Annotated in this window: 22 protein-coding genes, 1 tRNA gene and 1 pseudogene; 14 read left to right on the forward strand and 10 right to left on the reverse strand. The window is 53.3% G+C overall.

Annotated elements, in window-relative coordinates:
* Window positions 1-6: 6 nt before the first annotated feature.
* From ACZ51B_RS17145 to ACZ51B_RS17180, 8 genes are read left to right on the forward strand one after another with little or no spacing between them, the layout of a single operon-like run.
* The gene (locus ACZ51B_RS17145; protein WP_464294562.1) at window positions 7-1,359 is read left to right on the forward strand and encodes a complex I subunit 1/NuoH family protein; all 1,353 of its coding nucleotides are present in this window, start codon (window positions 7-9) and stop codon (window positions 1,357-1,359) included.
* Between the two features lie 20 nt (window positions 1,360-1,379).
* Window positions 1,380-1,871, forward strand: a complete 492-nt coding sequence (locus tag ACZ51B_RS17150; protein ID WP_464294563.1) for an NADH-quinone oxidoreductase subunit J family protein — start codon at window positions 1,380-1,382, stop codon at window positions 1,869-1,871.
* A complete protein-coding gene (gene nuoK, locus ACZ51B_RS17155) occupies window positions 1,868-2,215 on the forward strand; it encodes an NADH-quinone oxidoreductase subunit NuoK (protein ID WP_464294564.1) in 348 nt (115 codons plus the stop codon). The genes ACZ51B_RS17150 and nuoK overlap by 4 nt, the downstream gene beginning before the upstream one ends.
* Before the next feature lie 36 nt (window positions 2,216-2,251).
* Complete coding sequence (nuoL, locus tag ACZ51B_RS17160) at window positions 2,252-4,318, forward strand: NADH-quinone oxidoreductase subunit L (protein ID WP_464294565.1); 2,067 nt, start codon at window positions 2,252-2,254, stop codon at window positions 4,316-4,318.
* A gap of 2 nt (window positions 4,319-4,320) precedes the next feature.
* Window positions 4,321-6,039, forward strand: a complete 1,719-nt coding sequence (locus ACZ51B_RS17165) for a complex I subunit 4 family protein (protein WP_464294566.1) — start codon at window positions 4,321-4,323, stop codon at window positions 6,037-6,039.
* Window positions 6,036-6,677 (forward strand): uroporphyrinogen decarboxylase/cobalamine-independent methonine synthase family protein, encoded by a 642-nt coding sequence (locus tag ACZ51B_RS17170; protein ID WP_464294567.1) that lies wholly within the window; start codon window positions 6,036-6,038, stop codon window positions 6,675-6,677. Before ACZ51B_RS17165 ends, ACZ51B_RS17170 begins: the two co-directional genes overlap by 4 nt.
* Before the next feature lies 1 nt (window position 6,678).
* On the forward strand, window positions 6,679-8,190 hold the full coding sequence (locus tag ACZ51B_RS17175) for an NADH-quinone oxidoreductase subunit N (RefSeq protein ID WP_464294568.1): 1,512 nt from the start codon (window positions 6,679-6,681) through the stop codon (window positions 8,188-8,190).
* Entirely contained in the window at window positions 8,187-9,029 is an 843-nt protein-coding gene (locus ACZ51B_RS17180) for a sugar phosphate isomerase/epimerase family protein (RefSeq protein WP_464294569.1), read from the forward strand. The genes ACZ51B_RS17175 and ACZ51B_RS17180 overlap by 4 nt, the downstream gene beginning before the upstream one ends.
* Window positions 9,030-9,064: 35 nt before the next feature.
* Here ACZ51B_RS17180 and ACZ51B_RS17185 read toward each other — a convergent pair whose 3' ends face one another.
* Window positions 9,065-10,021: a metallophosphoesterase family protein gene (locus ACZ51B_RS17185; RefSeq protein ID WP_464294570.1), complete on the reverse strand. Its 957-nt coding sequence runs from the start codon at window positions 10,019-10,021 to the stop codon at window positions 9,065-9,067.
* 74 nt (window positions 10,022-10,095) lie between these two features.
* Here ACZ51B_RS17185 and ACZ51B_RS17190 point away from each other — a divergent pair, with 74 nt between their 5' ends.
* The 3 genes from ACZ51B_RS17190 to ACZ51B_RS17200 all read left to right on the forward strand — a co-directional run bounded on the left by ACZ51B_RS17190 (window position 10,096) and on the right by ACZ51B_RS17200 (window position 12,374).
* Entirely contained in the window at window positions 10,096-11,097 is a 1,002-nt protein-coding gene (locus tag ACZ51B_RS17190; protein WP_464294571.1) for a hypothetical protein, read from the forward strand.
* 41 nt (window positions 11,098-11,138) lie between these two features.
* Complete coding sequence (locus tag ACZ51B_RS17195; protein WP_464294572.1) at window positions 11,139-11,927, forward strand: hypothetical protein; 789 nt, start codon at window positions 11,139-11,141, stop codon at window positions 11,925-11,927.
* Between the two features lie 72 nt (window positions 11,928-11,999).
* Window positions 12,000-12,374: a hypothetical protein gene (locus ACZ51B_RS17200; protein WP_464294573.1), complete on the forward strand. Its 375-nt coding sequence runs from the start codon at window positions 12,000-12,002 to the stop codon at window positions 12,372-12,374.
* A 9-nt stretch (window positions 12,375-12,383) separates the two neighbouring features.
* On the opposite strand, the gene ACZ51B_RS17205 is transcribed toward ACZ51B_RS17200, so the two are convergent.
* The 4 genes from ACZ51B_RS17205 to ACZ51B_RS17220 form a co-directional block, all read right to left on the reverse strand.
* Window positions 12,384-12,575, reverse strand: coding sequence for a hypothetical protein (locus tag ACZ51B_RS17205; protein WP_464294574.1), 192 nt, complete (start codon window positions 12,573-12,575; stop codon window positions 12,384-12,386).
* A 291-nt stretch (window positions 12,576-12,866) separates the two neighbouring features.
* Window positions 12,867-13,427 (reverse strand): pyroglutamyl-peptidase I family protein, encoded by a 561-nt coding sequence (locus ACZ51B_RS17210; protein ID WP_464294575.1) that lies wholly within the window; start codon window positions 13,425-13,427, stop codon window positions 12,867-12,869.
* Window positions 13,428-13,434: 7 nt separating this feature from the next.
* Window positions 13,435-13,520, reverse strand: a tRNA-Leu gene (locus ACZ51B_RS17215).
* 62 nt (window positions 13,521-13,582) lie between these two features.
* Entirely contained in the window at window positions 13,583-14,350 is a 768-nt protein-coding gene (locus ACZ51B_RS17220; RefSeq protein WP_464294576.1) for an alpha/beta hydrolase family protein, read from the reverse strand.
* 242 nt (window positions 14,351-14,592) lie between these two features.
* Between ACZ51B_RS17220 and rpmG the strand changes: the two genes are divergently transcribed.
* The 3 genes from rpmG (at window position 14,593) to recN (ending at window position 16,742) form a co-directional block, all read left to right on the forward strand.
* Window positions 14,593-14,760, forward strand: a complete 168-nt coding sequence (rpmG, locus tag ACZ51B_RS17225; protein WP_464294577.1) for a 50S ribosomal protein L33 — start codon at window positions 14,593-14,595, stop codon at window positions 14,758-14,760.
* A gap of 17 nt (window positions 14,761-14,777) precedes the next feature.
* Entirely contained in the window at window positions 14,778-14,972 is a 195-nt protein-coding gene (gene rpmF / locus ACZ51B_RS17230) for a 50S ribosomal protein L32 (RefSeq protein WP_464294578.1), read from the forward strand.
* A gap of 108 nt (window positions 14,973-15,080) precedes the next feature.
* A complete protein-coding gene (recN, locus tag ACZ51B_RS17235) occupies window positions 15,081-16,742 on the forward strand; it encodes a DNA repair protein RecN (protein ID WP_464294579.1) in 1,662 nt (553 codons plus the stop codon).
* Between the two features lie 12 nt (window positions 16,743-16,754).
* Here the strand turns inward: recN and ACZ51B_RS17240 are convergent, their stop codons facing one another.
* The 5 genes and pseudogenes from ACZ51B_RS17240 to dxs form a co-directional block, all read right to left on the reverse strand.
* Entirely contained in the window at window positions 16,755-17,249 is a 495-nt protein-coding gene (locus tag ACZ51B_RS17240; RefSeq protein WP_464294580.1) for a YajQ family cyclic di-GMP-binding protein, read from the reverse strand.
* Entirely contained in the window at window positions 17,249-17,581 is a 333-nt protein-coding gene (locus tag ACZ51B_RS17245; protein WP_464294581.1) for a hypothetical protein, read from the reverse strand. The genes ACZ51B_RS17240 and ACZ51B_RS17245 overlap by 1 nt, the downstream gene beginning before the upstream one ends.
* A 178-nt stretch (window positions 17,582-17,759) precedes the next feature.
* A complete protein-coding gene (locus tag ACZ51B_RS17250) occupies window positions 17,760-18,533 on the reverse strand; it encodes a hypothetical protein (protein ID WP_464297210.1) in 774 nt (257 codons plus the stop codon).
* 51 nt (window positions 18,534-18,584) lie between these two features.
* Window positions 18,585-18,662, reverse strand: a pseudogene (locus ACZ51B_RS17255) (prepilin-type N-terminal cleavage/methylation domain-containing protein); the annotation flags it as partial.
* 94 nt (window positions 18,663-18,756) lie between these two features.
* Window positions 18,757-20,685 carry a 1-deoxy-D-xylulose-5-phosphate synthase gene (gene dxs / locus ACZ51B_RS17260; RefSeq protein WP_464294582.1) on the reverse strand — a complete coding sequence of 643 codons (1,929 nt, stop codon included), beginning with the start codon at window positions 20,683-20,685 and terminating at the stop codon, window positions 18,757-18,759.
* Window positions 20,686-20,820 lie beyond the last annotated feature (135 nt).

The following is a 20,820-nucleotide window of genomic DNA, read 5'->3' on the forward strand; positions in this document are numbered from 1 at the left end:
AGCAAAATGATTGCCGACTGGTACCTTCACTTACCCGCTGTTGTACAAGCAGTTATCCGGGCGATACTGTGGGTTCTCATCATCTTTGCACCGATCCCCATCTTTATTTGGTGGGAGAGACGACTGCTTAGTTGGATGCAGGACCGCATTGGCCCAAACCGCGTAGGCAATATCTCGTTTTCTCGAACGAGTAAGGCCGTTCCTGGTTTTCTTAAAGGTAAGAAGTTTAAGCTGTATGGCCTTATTCAGCCTCTTGCCGACGGTGCCAAGTCGTTCTTCAAAGAGGACATCACTCCTTCTGCTGTCGATAAATTTATTTATACGATAGCTCCGGGTGTTGCTCTGTTTCCTCCTTTCGCTTTGGGAGCCACTCTTCCTTACGCTCCTTGGCCGACGCTTACTCCTGTTGCCGATGTGAATATTGGCGTTCTGTATATGCTGGCGATGTCTTCGCTGGGTGTTTACGGCGTGGTGTTGGCGGGCTACGGGTCGAATAACAAATATTCGCTTTTGGGTGGTTTGCGATCTTCGGCTCAGTTGATTAGTTACGAGCTTTCGATGGGCATGGCGCTTGCGAGCGTGGTGTTTGCTAGCGGCTCGTTGAAGTTGAGCGAGATTTTGAAAGCGCAGGAGCAGCCGCTGTGGGGCGTTGTCCCAGCGTTGCAGAACTGGTACATCTTTACACCATTCGGCTTCGTTGCGGCGATTGTGTTCTTGATTTGTATGGTTGCCGAGACCAACCGCGCTCCTTTTGACCTTCCTGAGTGCGAAAGCGAGTTGGTTGCTGGATACAACACCGAGTACTCCACTAAGAAGTGGGTGCTGTTCATGATGGGCGAGTACATCTCGATGTTCATCTTTGGCGGTGTTTGGATGACGGTGTTCTTTGGCGGCTATAACCTTCTGCCTGTTAACTGGTCGGTTATGGGCGAGTGGGGGACGTTCTTCAAGTGGATCGGCGATGTGCAGTATTACGGCGCGCCTGCAGTGTTCATGTTGAAGGGCTTCATCGCTGTTACGATTTACATCTGGACTCGTGCGACCTTGCCAAGGCTTCGATATGACCAGTTGATGTCGTTGGGTTGGAAGTCGCTGTTGCCGCTTGCTACCACGAACTTTATTGTGGTGGGGCTTTGGATTTTGAGCACTCGGCTGATTAGTGAGCGGACCAGTGCTTCGACGGGTGCGGTGCTTGGATGGGTTTCGATTGCGATTGCGATTGGGATTCTTGCGGTGCTGTACAAGATCATCCGGGGAGTTCGGCCTGGCGAGCCCGTTCGTCTTGAGGCGAGAGGGATTCGCATGGTGGATCCGGTGTTGCCGGTGGTTGAAGTCGCGGACTCGGCGGGGGCTGCCTAATGACTCAGGAAATGACCAATTTGGGTCTCTTCATCATGCTGGCGGGCATTGCTTCGCTGGCTGCGATTGGGGTGGTTGCCTTCAATAACGCAGTGCGTAGTGCGCTGTGCTTGGTGGTGAACTTCTTTGTTCTAGGCGCGATTTACTTTACGTTAAACGCTGAGATGATGGGAATTACGCAGATCGTGGTTTATACCGGCGCGATCATGGTGTTGTTCTTGTTCGTGATCATGCTTCTCAACTTGGGCGCTCCTCAGTTGCTGAACGAGAAGATGGATCCTCGTAGGCCGGTTGCGATTGTGCTGGGTCTGGCTTTGGCTGGCATGGTTGGGTCGCAGGTTTTGGCTCAGTTGATGACGAAGACTCAGGTGAGTGCTTTGGACGGTTACGGAGCGCCTCAGGCGATCGGTCGGACGTTGTTCACCGAGTATGTGGTGCCTTTTGAAGCAATCAGCATGCTGTTGCTTATCGGCTTGGTAGGTTCGATCCTGCTTGCAAAGAGGAAGATATGAACGGCGTACCCATCGCAGCCTATCTCGCGCTAGGTTTGCTTATGTTCACGGTTGGAGTGGTTGGCGTTGTGATTCGCCGCAATCCGATTGTGATTTTTATGTGCATTGAGTTGATGCTCAACTCTGTGAACCTCACGTTTTTGACTTTTGCACGATATCAGTTGACTCATGGTCAGTCCACGTCTCCGGCGGCGCAGTCGAGCGCTATGGCTGGACAGATGATGGTGATCTTTGTGATGGCGATTGCTGCTGCAGAGGTTGCGGTTGGGCTTGGAATCATCATGTCGATTTTCCGACTCCGACAAAACATCGACATCGACGAATTGAACTTGCTACGAGGATAAGAGACACCGGCTGTAAAGCAGATTTGATAAACCGACATGGATAGTTCCGCATTTCAGTCGATATGGCTTGTACTGGGTTTGCCCTTAGCCGCCTTTTTGGTGTTGGCTTTGTTTGGCAAGCGCATTGAGGGCCTGTTTGGTCGCAAAGTGGTGGGTGCGCTCGCCGTTTTGCCCATTACGTTGAGCTTTGGGCTTGGGCTCATGCTCACGCAGAACCTGACCAAGCTTGACGCAGCCTCGCGCTCGATCGTTGTTCATGGTCCTTCTTGGATCGACTTGATCGGCTTCAAAGTGCCGTTTGAGTTCATTGTGGATCCGTTGTCCATGACCATGGTGTTGATCATCACTGGTATTGGCGCTTTGATCTTCCTATATTCGACGGGTTACATGGCAGAGGAGCGGGACTACAGCAGGTTCTTTACTTACCTTAACCTGTTTGTGGCTTCGATGCTGATCTTGGTGCTTGGCAACAACTTGCTGTTGCTGTTCATCGGTTGGGAAGGTGTTGGTCTTTGCTCGTACCTGCTGATTGGTTTCTGGTACGAGGATGTGGCGAACGCTCGGGCTGCTAACAAGGCGTTCATTGTCAACCGGATTGGCGACTGGGCTTTGCTGTTGGGTCTGTTCCTGATTGTGATCATGGCTGCTACGGCCAAGACGCCTGTAGCTGACGGCCGGATGTTGAGCTATGACGTGCTGTTGCCGGTTTTGGCGAAGACGTTGAATGCGCAGCCTTTGATGGCTACCACGATTGGGTTGCTGCTGTTTGTGGGTGCTTGCGGTAAGTCTGCTCAGTTCCCGCTGTACCTTTGGTTGCCTGATGCGATGGCTGGTCCGACACCTGTGTCTGCGTTGATTCACGCGGCTACGATGGTTACCTCGGGCGTGGTTCTTTTGAATCGGATGAACGTGGTTTATCAGCTTTCGACGGTTGCTTCTGCGGTGATCTGTGTGGTGGGTGCATTTACTGCGGTGTTTGCTGCGGTGATCGCTTTTGGTCAGACGGACATCAAGAAGGTTTTGGCTTACTCGACTGTTTCTCAGTTGGGCTTTATGTTTATCGGATGTGGATCGGGTGCCTATTGGACGGGCATGTTCCACGTTACGACGCACGCATTCTTCAAGGCTCTATTGTTCTTAGGTGCTGGTGCGGTGATCCACGCGATGGCTCACAACCAGGATATGCGGAACTACGGAAAGTTGTACAAGTATCTGCCGATCACTTTTTGCACGATGCTGATTGGAACTTTGGCGATTGCGGGTGTTCCAGGATTTTCCGGCTTCTATTCTAAGGAAGCGATTTTGGGTTCGGCCTTGGCGAATGAGCAGGGTGTGATTGGGACGACCAACCTTTCTTACATTGCGGGTTGGATCGGGCTGATTGTGGCTGCTCTGACTGCGATGTATATGACGCGGCTTACTTGTCTCACTTTCCTCGGGAAGGATGAGCGGTGGCGTGCGATCCCGGCTGAGATTCATGAGGATGGCGAGCATGACCACGGCCGCCACGAGTTGGACCAGAGCCATACGCCTCACGAAGTGAAGCCCAGCATGTGGTTCCCACTGGTTGTGTTGGCGGTGCTTTCGGCTGGGGCTGGTTATATTCTTCACAAGAACGAGATGTTCAAGCTTTGGCTTCAGCCGACTGAGTTGACGTTGGTAGGTGTTCCGATTAAGTTGGAGCCTCAGGGGATTCACCTCACTCAGTACTCGCTGATCGCGGCTGGTTCGGGCATTGTGCTTGGGCTGCTGGTTTACCTTCGAGGGTTGCCGAAGCGGGAAGGGTTTGATGAGACCAAGTGGAGTTCGATTCGCTTGTGGGCTCGGGACCAGTTTGGTTATGATCGGGCGATGACTTCCATGGCTGTGGAAGGTGGCGATCAGGCTGCGAACATTCTTTGGAAGTTCTTTGACGTTTCGATTGTCGACGGTGTCGTCAATGGGCTGGCTGGGTTGGCCGGCGCGGTGGGCAAGGGGGCGAAGCTTGTGCAGACAGGATTTGTTCGGACTTATGCCTTGCTGATGCTGGTTGGAGTGGCGCTCATCATTGGATATTTCACGTACCTATCGGCTGCGGCTGATCACATCGTAGGAGGTCGCTAATCATGGGTGTTCTTTCGATCCTTACTCTGCTGCCTCTGGTTGGCGCGCTGCTTTTAAGCCTGTTGCCGAAGGATGATCCGAAGTTGGCCCGCATGGTTGGTATTGGGTTTGCTTTGGCGACTTTGGCTGTGGCTGGAGTTGGCGTTCTTGCTAAGTTCAAGAGCAACACTTTCCACTTCCAGATGGTTGAAGCTTATCAGTGGGTTCCTCAGCTTGGGATCTCTTTTAAGCTGGGCGTGGATGGCATATCGCTTTGGTTGGTGATGTTGACCGCCTTGATGACCGTGATTGCGGTGTTTTACGGCGCGAACGTTACGCATCGGACCAAGACGTTTATGGCGATGATCCTGGTGCTTGAGACTGCCATGATTGGCTCGTTCTTGTCGCTAGATTTGATCCTGTTCTTCACGTTCTTTGAACTGACGCTTTTGCCGATGTACTTCCTGGTCACCATTTGGGGTGGCGAGAAGCGGAACTACGCAGGCACTAAGTTCTTTATCTACACCTTCGCTGGCTCTGTGTTTATGCTGATTGGCATCATTGCACTGGGAAGCAAGGTTGCGGGTGGAAGTAGTTTTGATCTGATCAAGATTCAGCACGAGGTGGCTACGGGCTCGCTTTGGGCTGGGACACCGGTGGCTGTGCAGGCGCTCATTTTCTGGAGCTTTGCGATTGCTCTGCTGGTGAAGGCACCTTCTTTCCCGCTTCACACTTGGATGCCTGACACTTACGCTGAGGCGCCGGTGGTTGCTCCAGTGTTGTCGAGCGTGATGGTGAAGCTTGGAACTTTTGGCTTGCTTCGGTTCTGTCTTCCACTGTTCCCAGATATCGCGGCTTCTCAGACGCCGATCTTGATGATTCTGGGTGTGACGAGCATTTTGTATGGCGCGATTGTTGCGACGGTTCAGCCTGATGCTCGAAGGCTGCTGGCTTATTCTTCGCTTTCGCACGTAGGGTTTATTCTCATTGGTATTTTCTCGCTGAACCACTCGGGACTGATGGGGGCTTCGATTCAGCAGATCAATCACGGTATCAGCGCGAGCGCGATGATGATCTTGATTGGATTTTTGTTGACTCGGCGACAGAGCACGGAGCTTTCCAAATTTGGCGGTCTTAAGCGGCAGATGCCGATCTTTGCGACCTTGTTCTTGCTGGCGATGTTGTCGAGCATTGGACTTCCTGGAACCAACGGGTTTGTGGGTGAGTTCTTGGCTCTGAAGGGCACTTTTGAGGCTGGGTACTCGCAGGCTAATGGTCTGAGCGTTGGGTATGCGGCTGTTGCTGGGCTGGGTGTTGTGGTGGGTGCTGGGTACTTGTTGTATCTGTTCCAGCAGATATTCTACGGCAAGGTTGAGCAGGCTGAGAACCAGAATCTGAAGGATTTGACCTTGAGCGAGGCTGGGCTGGTTGGCGTTTTGCTGGTGTTCGTGCTTTGGGGTGGTTTGGCTCCTAACACGTTCCTTAAGCCGATGGAGGCTAGTATTCAGGCTGCTCGCTTGATGTCTGTGAATCAGGCTGAGAAGCGACCTGACTGGTCTAACAATGCGCAGGAGATTGACATGGAGGGCAGACAGCCTGACCGTGGTGCGCTGGTTTTGACGACTCGGACGAATGAGCCTGTGGGTGATGAGATTCGGGTTGTTTCGGTGATTGCTCCGGCGAATATTGTTCCGGCGACGCCTAAGCGTGAGAAGTCTGATGTTGTTGCGGAGGCTCGTTGACCAGTCGAGAGCGACTGATCGCGGCTGCCCGCGGCGGAGATGTTGATCAGCGTCCTGTGGTGTCTTGGCCAAAGGGTGACAGCGCTGCGTCGGATGTGCTTGTGCTTTCTGACGTGAGCGAGCTTGAGGCGAATGTTGGCGGCGAGCGGCCTGTGCTTTTGGAAGTGGTGAACCCTTATGCGAAAGCGAAGGGGAAGCTGAACGAGATTCTCAAGGCGGATCCTGCTGCGGGTGCGGTTCTTTTGGATCAGGCTGTGGCTGATGTGAAGAGTGAGATTGAAGAGGCGTTGGCGAAAGGTGCTGACGGGATCTTTTATCTGTTGCACGGTGCTCAGTCTTCGCTTTGCACGCCTATGCAGTACGGCGGATATTATCTAGAGCGGGATCGAGAGATTCTCGATTTGTATAAGGATTCCGTGCTGAACGTGCTGTTTGTGGTGGGTGGGGATGATGCCTACCTTGATTTTGTGAGCGATCTGCCTGCGCATGTTTTCGCGTGGGATCGTGATGCGAGCGGTTTTAGTTCGGACTATGTTCGGACTCTTCGTAGTGGAGCTCAGGCTTCCAGTGACCCTAGCAGTGAGATTGCTCTGGTGCATCCAGGCATTCGGATTGCTGAAACGTTAGACCTCAACTGATATGGAACGACTGTACAACTTTGCCCCGCCCGAGATTCAAGTGGTCGCGCTTTTGCCGATGATCATTGTGGCCCTCACGGGTCTTGCTGCGTTAATCGTGGAGATGGTTTCTCCGAAGCGCAACAACAATCTGATCGTGTCCGTATCCTTGGCTGGCCTGTTTTTGGCGGGCGTTTCTTTGGTGGCTCAGCTTGGCAGTCCATCTTATGACACAGCTGCTGGCATGGTTATTCGGGACTCCTTTGCGATTGCGATGCAGCTGATTGTGGTGGTTGCGGTTGCACTGGTGATCATTTTCAGCGAGTCTTATCTGCGCGAGAAACGGATTCCTTTTGGTGAGTTTTATCCGTTGATGGTGTGGTCTGCGCTGGGTGCGATGATCATGGTGAGCACCAAGAATCTTTTGATGGTGTTCATTGGCCTTGAGATTCTTTCAATCGCTTTGTATGTGCTTGCGGGCATTGGGCGGGCGGAAGAGCGGTCTAACGAAGCGGCTTTAAAGTATTTCCTTCTGGGTGCGTTTGCTAGCGGGTTCTTGCTGTATGGCATTGCGTTTGTTTATGGTGCTACCGGTGGGTTGCATTTGGACGGCGTGATGCTGGCTTGGGTGAGGAATGTTGGTTCGGCTCGGACGCTGCTGCTGTTCGGTTTGGGACTGATGTTGATTGGGTTTGGCTTTAAGTCGAGCTTTGTTCCTTTCCACCAGTGGACTCCCGACGTGTATCAGGGTGCGCCTACGAATGTGACGGCGTTTATGGCGACGGTTGCCAAGATTGGTGCCTTTGGCGCGCTGTGGCGTGTGTTGGATAGCTTCCAGATTTTGAGTGGCAGTTGGATTGCGCCTTTGGCGGTGATTGCGGCTTTGACGATGTTGATTGGAAACTCGGCTGCGGTTGTTCAGAAGGACATGAAGCGGGTGCTGGGTTACTCTTCCGTTTCTCACGCGGGTTACATCCTTGTTGCGATGTTGGCTCATGCGAAGGAGCCTCAGAAAGTTGGCTTTGAGACGGTGACTTACTATCTGACCAGCTATTCCTTGATGACGATTGGTGCGTTTGCGGTGATCTCGCTGACTGCGCGGAATGGTCGGGAGGGGACGAGCTTTGAGGATATTCGCGGGCTTTGGAAGCGGTCACCGATTGCAGCGACGGCTTTGCTGATCTGCATGGCTTCGTTGATTGGTATTCCTGGCACGGGTGGATTCATTGGAAAGCTAATGATCTTCTCGGATGCTCTGAAGGCTCAGTTGGTGCCTCTTGCGGTGGTTTTGGCTGTGGCTTCGATCATCAGCGTTTACTACTATCTGAGCATTGTACGAGCGGTGTTCTCGGGTGACGAGGTTGAGCCTAATACGGCGCCTATGAGTAACGGGGTGGCTGTTACCAGCATCCTTTGTGCTGCGGGTGTGTTGGTTGCGGGCATCTTTGTTGGGCCGACGACATCGGCGATGGGTATGGAGAAGCCTGCGGCTTCTGCTTATCTGAAAGTTGATCAGGATTCGCTTGCCAAATGAAGATTGGCGTAAGCATGTGGAGCTACGAGAAGGCTGTTAAGAAGGGCCTTCTCGACATTCCTGGTTTTATCCGAGAGGCTAAGAAGGCAGGCGCTGAGGGCGTGGAGCTTCTCGACTATTTTTACAAGGACCTTGAGGTTGATCGGGCTGCGGCTAAGGACGCGCTTGCTGAGACTGGGCTTCCTTGTCCCATCTTTTCTGTTTCCCAGAACTTTGCGAAGACGGATCCTGAGGTTCGCGAGGCGCAGCTAGCCAAGATTCACTTTGGAGTGGACGAGGCGCTGTTTTATGGCGCTGGTGTGGTTCGCGTGTTTGCTGGGGATGTGGCAGAGGGGATTACGTTCGATCAGGCGCGTGCGTGGATTGTGGAGGGGCTTACGAAGGCTTCTGTCTATGCTCACGAGCGCGGGATTAAGCTGGCCCTTGAGAACCATGGATCGCTGGCGGGTCGGTCGGATCAGGTTCGTGGTTTGATTGATGACGTTCGCGCGGCCAGTGGGAACGATGCTCTGGGTGCGAATCCGGACACTGGCAACTTTGTTTTGGTGATGCAGCCGAGCCACGAAGCGATTCAGCATGTTGCTCCTGTGGCCAATATGGTGCATTTTAAGGACTTCATGGAGGCCCCTTCCACTCATGAGGGGTGGGCTTATACGGACCTTACTGGGAAGAAGTATCTTGGCACGGCGGTCGGTGAGGGCGACGTGGACCTGGGCGCTTGTATTCAGGAGCTGAAGGACGCTGGGTATCGCGGCTGGTTGAGCGTGGAGTACGAAGGCGAAGAGGATCCGTTCACGGCGGTGCCTCGTTCGATTGCGAATGCTCGGAAGTTTTTGTAGTCCCCTCGCTTGCGGCGAGAGGACTATGTGTGCGGCTACTTTACGCTGTAGCTGAATGAATCCATGGCTTTGTACTTGCCAGGTGCTACTCGGGCTTTGTACGTGATGGTGGCCTTCTTTCCGTCGATTTCGACAACTACGTAACCGTAAAGGTTGTCGATATGCTTCATGCGCTTGAGGTTCCAGCCGGTGTTGTTGCCGGTGTAGTCGCCCATTTTGTAGAAGGGTGCGCCTGCGGTGCCTGCGACGACTTGGTGCATTTCGGGGCCGGGGGTGCCGTCCTTTCTGGTGACGACCATGTGGTCGTAGAGGTGGTCGTGGCCGCAGAAGAAGACTCGGCTGCCTGCTTTGATGAGGCTTTCCCAGAACTCGTCTCGCTTGGTAGCGGAGCTGTCCATGGTGTCTTTGTGGGCGCCATCCATGAAGGCTGGTTCGTGGCCCATTGTGAAGACGAAGGGTCTCGGGTATTTGGCGAGGACGGCATCGAGCCAGGCTTGGTCGATGATTTCCTTTTGGACGGTGTACTGGTCTAGGCCGACTGCGAGGACCGGGCCTTCTAGGTGGAAGAAGCTGAGGTTCTTGCCGTCGTGTGGGCCGTTGTCTGGCATGGCGTAGGGGCCGGAGAAGACTTTGTTCCAGACGGCAACTGAGCCGCCGCTGTAGGCTTCGTGGTTGCCTCGGCAGGCGAGGATTGGTATATGTTTGTCGTAGACAGGCTGCATTAACGAGCGCCATGTCATGAGCTGGGTTTCTAGATCTTCTGGGCGTCTGGCGCCTAGGACGAGGTCGCCGGTCCACATGAGGAACTTTGCTTTTTCGGCGATGACCTGTTTGGCGATTTCGGCTGTGATGAGGGTGTTTACGCCGTTTTTGTCTTCAGGGCGTTTGCCTGAGCCATCGGATCGGCCGTCGCCTGTGACGACGAATCGCCACTTTTGGGCTTGGGCAGTGGAGGCAGTCATGGCGAGTGCTGCAACTAAGATCTTGAACATCAACCGCATAATTAGAGAGTATGGTGCGAGGTGCAACCGCGGTGGTGGTTGATTCGTAGCGAGATGCTAGGGGGATGTTAAGGTTGATACCGAAGGGTAGTGAGTACATTGAGTCGGCGGAGAACTACCGCGCAGGGCGTTCGACCTGGGTGGTTACTTGCTACTACAACCCTTGCCGCTATTTGACGAAGCGGGTTCTTTACGACCGATTTATTCAGTCGCTGGAGATCTCTGGGATTCCTTATTTGGTGATTGAGTGTGCTTTTGGGGAGGAGGAGTTTGAGCTTGCTGCCTCTTCGAGGGTGATGCAGGTTCGGGCTGGATCGGTGATGTGGCAGAAGGAGCGGCTGTTGAATTTGGCGATTCATGCGCTGCCTGATGATTGCGACAAGGTGGTTTGGGCGGATGCTGATTTGCTGTTTGAGAACCCGGATTGGTTGGTGGAGACGGAGGCGCTTTTAGATCGGTATGCGATTGTTCAGCCGTTTGACATGGCGGTTCGTTTGCCTCGTGGTGCGTCGGAGTATGTGGGGGACGGAGAGGTTTACGACAGCTTTGGGAAGGTGTATTTGCGCGATCCCAATCAGCTGTTGAGTGGGCGGTTTGAGTTGCATGGACATACGGGATTTGTATGGGCTGGTAGAAGGGAAGTTATCCAAAAGCATGGGCTGTATGACGCCTGTATTTCTGGAAGCGGGGACCATATGATGTCGCACGCGTTTGTGGGGGATTGGGATTCGGAGTGTGTGCGACGGATATTTGCAGGAAACCAGGCTCATTTTGGACATTTCCGTCGTTGGAGTGCAGGTGTTTATGAGGATGTCCGGGGACTTGTTGGTTTTGTGGAGGGTGCGGTTTTGCACCTTTGGCATGGTGAGCAGGCGAACCGGCGGTATGTTTTGCGGAATCAGGAGCTGGCGGAGCTTGGATTTGATCCGGATCGACACCTTAAAGTTGGACTTTCTGGGTGTTGGGAGTGGGGCGTGGAGCGTGAGAGGTTCCAGACATGGGCAGTAGAGTATTTCAGCCAGAGGTTGGAAGATGGGCAGGATGTTGAAGGAGAAGTGCGGATCTGAATAGTGAATCGGTAGAGGATGTAGCTCTTCGTTTGGAGCGAATGGCGGCTCGGCATGATATTGCTGGGGATAGGGAGTCGGCGGATGAGGCTCGAAGGGCTGCTGCGGCGATTCGTGGGTTGAACGATGTGCTTGAGGCGCTGGCTGCTGAGGAGGTCTTTATGAAGTCTCGGCGGCAGTCGGCGCGGGCTGCCGGGAGTTTTGGGCCGCGTGTGACGAGTGGGATGCTGGGGGCTAAGCCTTTTACGAAGGGGCCGGAAAGTGTTCGTGTGGGTGGGTCTTCTAGTTGGCGGAATAACAATCCGGGCAATTTGCGCTATGGGTCTCATGCAATTCGGCATGGGGCGATTGGGCAGGACGGGCATTTTGCAGTGTTTCCGCATATGGATGCGGGTCATACGGCTTTGGTGAACCTATTTCATCGCAACGACTATCAGCGGATGAGATTGTCGGATGCGATGTATCTCTACCTTCAAGACTTGGATATATCGCGCGAAATGTATCTTCAGCAGTTGTGGCTACAAACTGGGATGGATCCGAATTTGCCGGTGAACAGTTTGAACCAGGCGCAGTTGGATCAGCTCGCTTTTGCCATACGGGATTTGGAGGGGCACGAGGAGGGGGATCAGTATCTGGCGAATGATCCGAATGTTCCCCCTGTGGTGGTGAACATCTTTCATGACGAGGTGCCTGTTATGCCGGGTCCACCGCCTGTTGTGACTGACTTCTACGAGGCTGCCGGAGAGATTGCTCAGGAGGCCAGCAATGAGGCCGACTTTGTGGCTGTTTTTGATGCGCCGCCTGTGGTGAGTCCTGGCGATGATAGTTGAGCCTGGGTAGGTTCGGCCCGGAAGTCCTAGGGGCGCAACAGGGTTTGCGTATTGATCGTTGGGAAACTTACGATGAAGGACTTACGAGAGCTTTCTGGACCATGGACCGGCTTCTGGGTGAAACAGCAGAGGCGTGGGCATATGCGTGCTCGTTTGTTCTTTTTGGGGCATGGCGTGGACGGGGACGGCACGGACTTGAATGGGGATTTTATTGTCCGCGGGACTCTGTCGGAAGGTCGTCAAAATGTGCAGTTTTTCAAGGCTTACCAGGGCCATACCGTCGTTTATGAGGGCACGTGGGATGGGAATATGATCCACGGGACTTGGATGCTTCCTTTCGAGTTTGGGGCTGGCCGGGGGACTTTTGAGATTTGGCCCGAGCAGGATGCTATTGAGGGGTCGCAGGTTGGGGAGACGGAGTTGGGGGATTTGCCTCGATTCGACTGATCGGGTGGTTTAGGTGTCAGGTGCTCGTCCGTTGTCGATGAACCACTGGCGGTAGTCTGCGATGAACTGGTCCAAGTCGAAGTCTTTGACCTTCTTTTTGTAGTTGAGCGCTATGCGCGGCACTTCGTTGTAGAGGGCTTCACTTAGGATTTTTAGTCTCGTCTCATCGTCTGTGTCGAGGAAGTCGGGGAGGTGGAGCATTACGTTGATGTATAGGACCGGATCGGATAGATCTGACGGTTGTCTTCTTTTCAAGTCTGGTTCCCGACAAATTGGGTATATCGAGATTGCCTTGATCCCTGGTCCGTAATCTCGGGTGCTGAACCAGCCTCCAATTCCGATTCTCGGGAGATTCTTCAGAGCACTATTTACGCCCGAATTCTCTTCTGCATTGGCTAGAAGGGTCAAGTACATCGTCATCCATAATTGACTTTCTTGAAGTCGCTCCATTTTAGCGGAGTCGTTGGTGGAAGTCACTGTCTCTGCCAGAGTCTAGCTTAGGGTTGCAGGTTGAGATGGGTAGGTTGCCTCGATTCGATGGATGATCTTTTGGAGGGATTCTTGTTGGAGGTTTAGGGGGATTTGGGTGGGGGGTGGGACGTGGAGGAAGCCTACTTGTTTAGTGGGGAATTGTCTTAGGGCTTTGTAGCTGAGGTAGTTGCAGAGGTAGTTTCCTGCGTCGAAGCTGAGACTGGTGTTGGGGTCTGATAGGAGGATGTCGGTGGTGAGGTCGTCTGTCCAGAGGGTGCTGTGGACCAAGAGGGGGCCGTTGAACTCTACGTCTCCGAAGAAGACATTTCCTTGTACGTCGTTGACGTAGCCTCGGTGGTTTCGGGCGAAGAGTTCTGGGGTGATTTTGTCTCGGCCGGTGGCGACGCCTAGCATCAGGAGAATGTCGAACTCGTCTGGATTTGTGTAGCGTACGAACTCGTCGACTGCACCATAAGAGACTTCTAGGACTTGGTGTTTTTGTCCTGATTCTTGGGCTAGCCGTGCTGATGGGTTGTCAGTGACGGTTAGGAAGGGGCCGAATCCTGTGATGAGAAGTTTCATGCACGTCTGGTGCCCGGGGTCGGACTCGAACCGACACGGTATTACTACCAAAGGATTTTAAGTCCTCTGCGTCTACCATTTCGCCACCCGGGCAGCGGAGAAAAAGTATACGCCACATCTGAGGTGGATTGCAGAGGACGGTGGTTGGGGCGGGGCTATTTTCTGATGAGGTTCTGTTTTTTGAGCCAGACGATAGCTGCGGGGATGCCTTGGTGGATCATGGAGTCGTAGTGCTCGCCTGTGGGGACTTCTACAAGTGTTGCTCCTTTGACTTGCTTGGTAAGCGCTCGAATCTCTTCGGACCCAACGTTGCTGTCATCATCGGCGTGAAAAAGAAATAAGGGGACTTTGAGGCTCTGTACATTGCTTGAGGGTGATGTCTTCTGGAAGAAATCTTTAAAGCCGGATACCGATTTATCTATCCTAACTAGGTTCTCGCCGAGGCGGGCTGGGACGTCTACGACGGGCGCATAGGCAATACACGCCTTGATACGCGGATCGGCCTGTGCAAGCTGAAGCGACAATGTTCCTGCTGAACTATGGCCCGCAGATATAACACGTGTGGGGTCCGCTTCAGCAATGGACTTGAGCGCGTAGTCTATGGCTCGTTTGCCATCTTTGACTCCGGCATCGGCTGCCATGAACTCTTTGATAGCTTTCGGAAGATCTCTCTTGTTCTCTGGCTTTGGTCCTGAGATGTCATACGACACCACAATGCAACCAGCTTCGGCATAAGGCGTTTCTTCATCGACATCTCCGTCTCCTAGCTTCATCCCTAGAAACAGCGGAGACCCGGCGGGAGCAACTAAAACAAGCGGAGCTTTGCCTGACAACCCCTTCGGCTTATAGATCCATAGTCGATGATCTGGATCCAGTTGAACCTCTTCTTTGGAAATGCCAGACGCCAAAGTTTGGTGGCTCATGCTTACCGGTGTGCTTGCCGTCTGTTTCGATCCAGAGCAGCCGATTAGAGCGACAACAGGGAGAAACGAAATGACGTTAAGACCTAACTTGGGAGAAGACATGCCGCCCCACAGTGTACGTGGTTGCTATCAGGTTTCCAAAGGAATGTCCAGGGGGAGTTGAAATTTGTGTGGGGAACCGTGCATACTTTTAAGGCTGTCCAAACGAGACGTTAAGGCTTCGGACGGTTTAGGAGTATCACATGGCGAAAAAAAGCGAAGCCAGAGAAATTATCCGCGTCGTATGCACGGAGGATGGCAAGAATTACTACACAACTACCAAGAATAAGCGCAACACAACCGAGCGCTTGGAGTTGAAGAAGTACAACCCGAACCTCCGCAAGCACACTGTACACCGCGAAAAGAAGTAAGGGCGAGAAGATAAGAAATGCCGAATCCAAAACGACGTCATAGCCACCAGCGCACTGCACTGCGCCGAACAAACTACACGGCAACCATGCCCGAGATCGCTGTAAACAAGCAGATCGGCGGTGAGCCTTTCCGACTTAATCACTGTGCGACACCTGAAGGTTACTACAAGGGTCGACGACTTCCTGGCTTTAAAGACAAGCAGCCTTCCTAAGCCAAACTCAGAAATTAGAAAGAGGGATCGATTGGGTAACCAATCGGTCCCTTTTCTGTTGTTTGGCACGTCTTTAAACAGGTAGGCCGCGCCACAATAGATAAGCCCATGATTGTCGAGCTCACTGTAGAAAACCTAGCGATTATCGAACGATCTCAACTCCATTTTGGGCCGGGTTTTACGGTTTTGACTGGTGAGACCGGCGCTGGGAAATCGCTTTTGATTGATGCGATTGAGCTTGCGTTGGGTGAGCGCGCGGATACGGACCTGGTTCGGACGGGGTCTAAGAGTGCTTCGGTGAATGTCGTGTTGGATCTATCCAACAGTCCTGAGGCGAAGGCGAAGTGCGAAGAGCTTGGGATTCAGTTGGAAGACTCTTTGCTTTATATTCAGCGGGAGGTTTTTGCCGAGGGGCGTTCGCAGTGCCGTGTGGGTGGGAAGCAGCTGCCTGTATCTACTCTGAAGCAGTTGGGCCCTTATTTGATCGATCTGCATGGGCAGCATGACCACCAAAGCTTGATGGATCCGGAGCGGCACATTGGTTATCTTGATCAGTGGATTGGGAAGCCTGTTGAGGAGCTTTTAGGGCAGGTTCGGACGCATTTTGAGGCTTACGAGGAGGCTCGGCGCAAGTTGAATGCGTTGAAGGCTGGGGTTCGGGACCGGGAGCAGCGCATCGATATGTTGCGGTTCCAGGTGAACGAGATTGAGAGCGTGAACCCTTTGGCGGGTGAGATGGAGGAGTTAGAGGCGCAGTTGGTGCGTCTGAAGAACTCTGAGAAGTTAGCGAAGGCTGCTTTTGGCTCGCTGGAGATGCTTTCGGACAACGAGGATTGCGCTGTGGACCAGCTCGGTACTGCGTTGAAGATGTTGGAAGAGGCGCTGAAGTTTGACTCCTCGTTGCAGGGTTCGGTTGATAATTTGAGGCAGGCTGTTTTGCTTTCTGAGGAGGCTGTTTATGCGCTTCGGAACTACTCTGAGACGTTGGATGCTGATCCTGCGATCTTGGATGAGGTTGCGGCTCGGATTGACAGTTTGAAGCGGTTGCGTCGCAAGTATGGCGAGGATGAGGCAGCTATTTTGGAGTTTCTCCAGCGGTCTCAGGAAGAGCTTGCTACTCTTGATGATTCCGAGGCTAGTTTAGAGACGCTTGAGGCAGCTTTTGCGAAGAGCAAGCAGACGCTTTTGAAGACTGCTCAGCAGTTAAGTGAGCTTCGGCAGAAGAAGGCGAGTGAGTTTTCCAAGTTGGTCTTGGCTCAGTTGCATGATTTGGCTATGGCGCGTGCGCAGTTGCAGGTTGTGTTTAGCCAGAAGGAGCCTGCGTTGGACGGTGTGGACTCGGTGGAGTTTGCGTTTTCGGCCAACCTGGGCGAGGTGCCTCGGCCGTTGAGCAAGATTGCTTCCGGCGGTGAGATTTCGCGCGTTATGCTGGCGATTAAGACCGCTTTGGCGGGCAAGGCTGGCGTTCCTACTTTGATCTTTGACGAGGTAGATACGGGACTGGGTGGGCGTGCTGCGGCGACGGTTGCCAAGAAGCTTGAGGAGTTAGCGGCTCACTACCAGGTGCTTGTGATCAGCCACTTACCACAGATTGCTTCGCGGGCTGTTTCTCACTTTAGGATTGAGAAGGGCGAAGTGGATGGTCGGGTTTCCACGCAGGTGAGGCCGTTGAGCGAGACGGAGCGGGTGGAGGAGATTGCTCGAATGTTAACGGGTGAGCAGTTGACTGAGGCCGCTATGGAGAATGCTCGAGCGCTTTTGCTACCCTAGCGGCCTTTGGATTTAGCGGAAGTTGACGCAGTCGACGGGAAAGTCGAGATTGGCGCTTTTGACGAACTGGATCACCTTTTGGAGGTCGTCTTTGCTCTTGGAGCTTACGCGGATTTCTTCACCCTGGATTTGAGCTTGGACTTTGAAACCTTGGTCCTTGATCTGCTTGATGAGAGGTTTGGACTGCTCCTGTTTGATTCCGGTTTTGAGGATCAGTTTGCACTTGACTGAGATGCCGGCACCGGGTTCTAGTTTGCCCCACTCCATTTGACGGGCGTCGATTCCTCGCTTGATCATTTTGCTGAAGACGATGTCTTTGAGCTGATCCATGCGGAATTCGTCGTCGGCGATGAGGGTGATGTCGTCCTTTTCGTGAAGGATTTCACACTTGGTGCCTTTGAGATCGTATCGGTTGGAGAGGTCTTTCTCGGCTTGTCCGATGGCGTTTTTGACCTCCATCATGTCTGCTCGGGAGACGATATCGAAGCTAAAGTCTGCCGCTGCCATTAACCTGCCACCAGGTCCCGACCCTCAACCAGGATCACGTAGTGTGCTTCAAAGTCTAGTTCTTCCTTGGTGAGAGCTTTCTTCTGCTCTTCGGAAACGGAAGCCATGAACTTATCGCGCATGCGTTGGTTTGCGGTGGTATGAACCGCTGATGTGATTTCGCTGAGACTATCGATCTCAACTTTGATCGCGATTTCATCCTCCGAATACACCGATTGGATTGTTCCTACAAGTCCCGCCATGTGCTCGAAATAGCGGTTCTTTTTACGATCTTCATCGGTAACGGGTCGAGAAACAACCTTGACTCGTTCCCCTTCCTTCCACGTAGACATGCCTAGTATTGTACCAGCAGGAACCTGAATTAGCGGTCGGATGCGGTGGGTGAAGGGGCTGTGCCACCAAGATTGGGCTTGGAGTGCATCATTTGCTGTTTATTGTAGGTAGGTGGATCGTCTTGATTGCTGGAGCAGCCAATGAGAATTGAGATAGCTGAGCTTGATAGCACGATGGCTAGAAGGATTCGGTAGGCCATAGGTAGCGGTAGACGCGGTCTCCCTTTGAGTTGATTGCTGTTACGAAAAAGGCTTTGATTTGTAAAGGTTTAACGTGACCGTCACTAAACTGGGTAGTAATGAGTCCTTTCGTTTGTTTATTTGTGGTGCACATGTTCTTGTCGTCGACCACGTAGCGGGCTATCGGGCCGGGGGAGGCGCCTGTGCTGGGGTAGGCGCTCCAGTGGAGGCACTTTCCAAATACATTATTTGCAACAATGTGGCCCATGACTCCCAGCCACCAGTCGGCCATGGCTGCGTCGCTTCCGGATACTGTTTCCGCTGGGCTGGCTATTTCTGTGGAAGAGAACGAGTTGGTGTTGGCGGTGATGGGGTCGTAGATCCAGATGTTGTAGAGGTCTTGGGCGTCGTCGTCTGCGAGTCCTAGAAGTCCTTGAAATTTGACGGGCTGTTTGGTGGGTGCGTACCAGCTGTCTTGCCAGTTCGCGAGCCCCACAGCTTCGGAGCGAGATGGGATGCCGTAGTTGAGGAAGGGATCGTAGGATTCGCCTGGTTTGTCGTTGCGGAATGGGGAGATTGGGTCGATCATCACTCGCCAGTTCTTGATGTACGGCTGGATGACGTTTTGCCAGGCATAAATACTGACGGTATCATTCGTAGCTACTGCGTCAGCTTGTTTTCCGTCGACTATGGTCCAGGCAAGTGGATAGTAGTCGTTATTGTCATTCTGGTACTGGCTCATTGCCGTGAATATCTGTTTATGATTACTCACGTTGGTTGCCTGTAATGCTCTTACTTTTGCGGATGCAAACACAGGGAAAAGTATGGCTGCCAGTAGCGCAATGATGGCTATCACTACTAGCAGTTCTATAAGTGTAAAAGCTTTGTAAATCGTCCGCATCGAGCGACCTCAACTTTCAAGATTGTGGCAGTAATCATGAGAAGTTGGAGTGATATTTCAGCATTTGCTGGAATTCTGCTCGTACCCGGTTTTTTTACTTAGTTGACGAACTTTTTGGGCTCTTGGGCGAATGGCTTTGATGCAGTGCAGCTTCTACCGTAGAGACGACGGCAGCGGCTGTTAGGCCAACTTCCTCGCGGAGGATGGTTTGAGTACCGTGTTCGACGAATGAGTCTGGGAGGGCGAGCGTGATGTGGGGGATGGTGTGGAGGTTGCGGGTTGCCATTGCGTCTCGAACGGCTTCTCCGAAGCCTCCTCTCTTCACGTTTTCTTCCATGGTGACGAGCAGTTTGGCCTTGGATGCTTCGTTGCAGATGGTGTCTGCGTCGAGTGGCTTGATGAAGCGGGCATTGATGACTGTGGAGGTAATGCCTTTTTGCTTGAGGATTTGGTGTGCTTCCCAGAGCGGGCCCACCATGGAGCCGATGCCGACTAGGCAGACATCTGGATTTGCGTTCGAGGTGAGGATTTCTGCTTTGCCTAGTGCGATGGGGCTACGGCTTTCTGGGAGGCGGTCGTCGCTTGTGCCCCTTGGATATCTGACTGCGCTTGGGTTTGTGTCGAAAGTGGACATCCAGCGGGTCATTTCAGCCATTTCGGTGGTGTCTCTTGGGGCGAGCATGACCATGTTGGGGATGAAGGAGAGGAACGAGATGTCGAACGCGCCATGGTGTGTTGGGCCGTCGTCTCCTACGAGACCAGCGCGATCCATGAAGAACCTGACGGGGAGGTTTTGGATGCAGACGTCGTGTAGAACTTGATCAAATCCGCGTTGCATGAAGGAGCTGTAGACGGAGCAGAAGGGTTTGATTCCGCCTGCGGCCAGGCCTGCTGCGAAGGTGACGGCATGTTGCTCGGCAATGCCGACGTCGTAGTAGCGATCGGGGAAGGTTTTGGAAAACTTGGTGAGGCCTGTGCCATCTGGCATGGCCGCGGTAATGGCTACTACTTTGGGGTCTTGGGTGGCGCATTCGATGGCGGCGTCGCCGAAGGCTTGTGTGTAGGTGATGGGGCCGGCTGCTTTGACCATTTCGTGGCTATCGAGGTCGAATGGGATGACGCCGTGCCATTTGCAGGCGTCTTCTTCGGCGACATCATAGCCTTTGCCTTTCACTGTGATGGCGTGGACGAAGACGGGGCCTTTGAGCTCTCGGACGTTTCGGAAGACTTCGAGGAGTGTTGGGAGGTCGTGTCCGTCGACTGGGCCGATGTATTCCCAGCCCATTTCCTCGAAGATGGTTCCTGTATCTTCGGGGGCCAGGTAGTGGGTGATGCCATGCCGGAGACCTGCAGCGACGCGCGTAATGGGGTCGGGCATTTTCTCGACGACGTCTTTGGCTCTTTGGGCGAGCGATTGGAGGGTGGGTCTAGAGCGAAGTTTGGCGAGGTAGTTGGTGAGGGCGCCTACATTTGGGGCGATGGACATTCGGTTGTCGTTCAGGACAACGGTGATGTCTGTGCCTAGTTCGCCTGCGTGGTTGAGGGCTTCCCAGCTCATTCCTGCTGCAATGGCAGCGTCTCCGGTGATGGCGACGATACGTTCTGAGGTTCCGAGTTGGTCTCTTGCTGCGGCGAAGCCTAGGGCTGCGGAGATGGCGGTGCCTGCGTGGCCTGCGCCGAAGGAATCCAGTTCGTGTTCCTCACGCTTGAGGAAGCCGCTGAGGCCTTTGTGTTTGCGGAGGGTTGGGAATCGGTCGAGGCGTCCGGTGAGCAGTTTGTGGGGGTAGGCCTGATGGCCTGTGTCCCAGATCACTCGGTCTGGGGGGAGGGAGTACGAGGCGTACATGGCCACGGTGAGTTCGACCGTTCCTAGGTTTGAGCTGAGGTGGCCGCCGGTTCGGCTGACGTTCTCCAAAATGGCACGGCGAACTTCGTTCGCGACCTCCTTGAGTTCTTTCTCATTGAGCTGGTGGAGATCCGTTGGCTTGACGATTTTCTGGAGGAACTGAAACGTCGTGTCCATGGTGGTTGTATCTATTTACGATAATTTCCGCTAGAACGTCTAAGAGTCCTAGGTCAAGTGATCTTAATGATGTTAAGAGTACGTCGAATCTGAACATAATGTCGAACCTTGCAATTGAATCAAGGTTTTGAGGGC

Source organism: Fimbriimonas sp. LA-C6 (assembly GCF_055398105.1).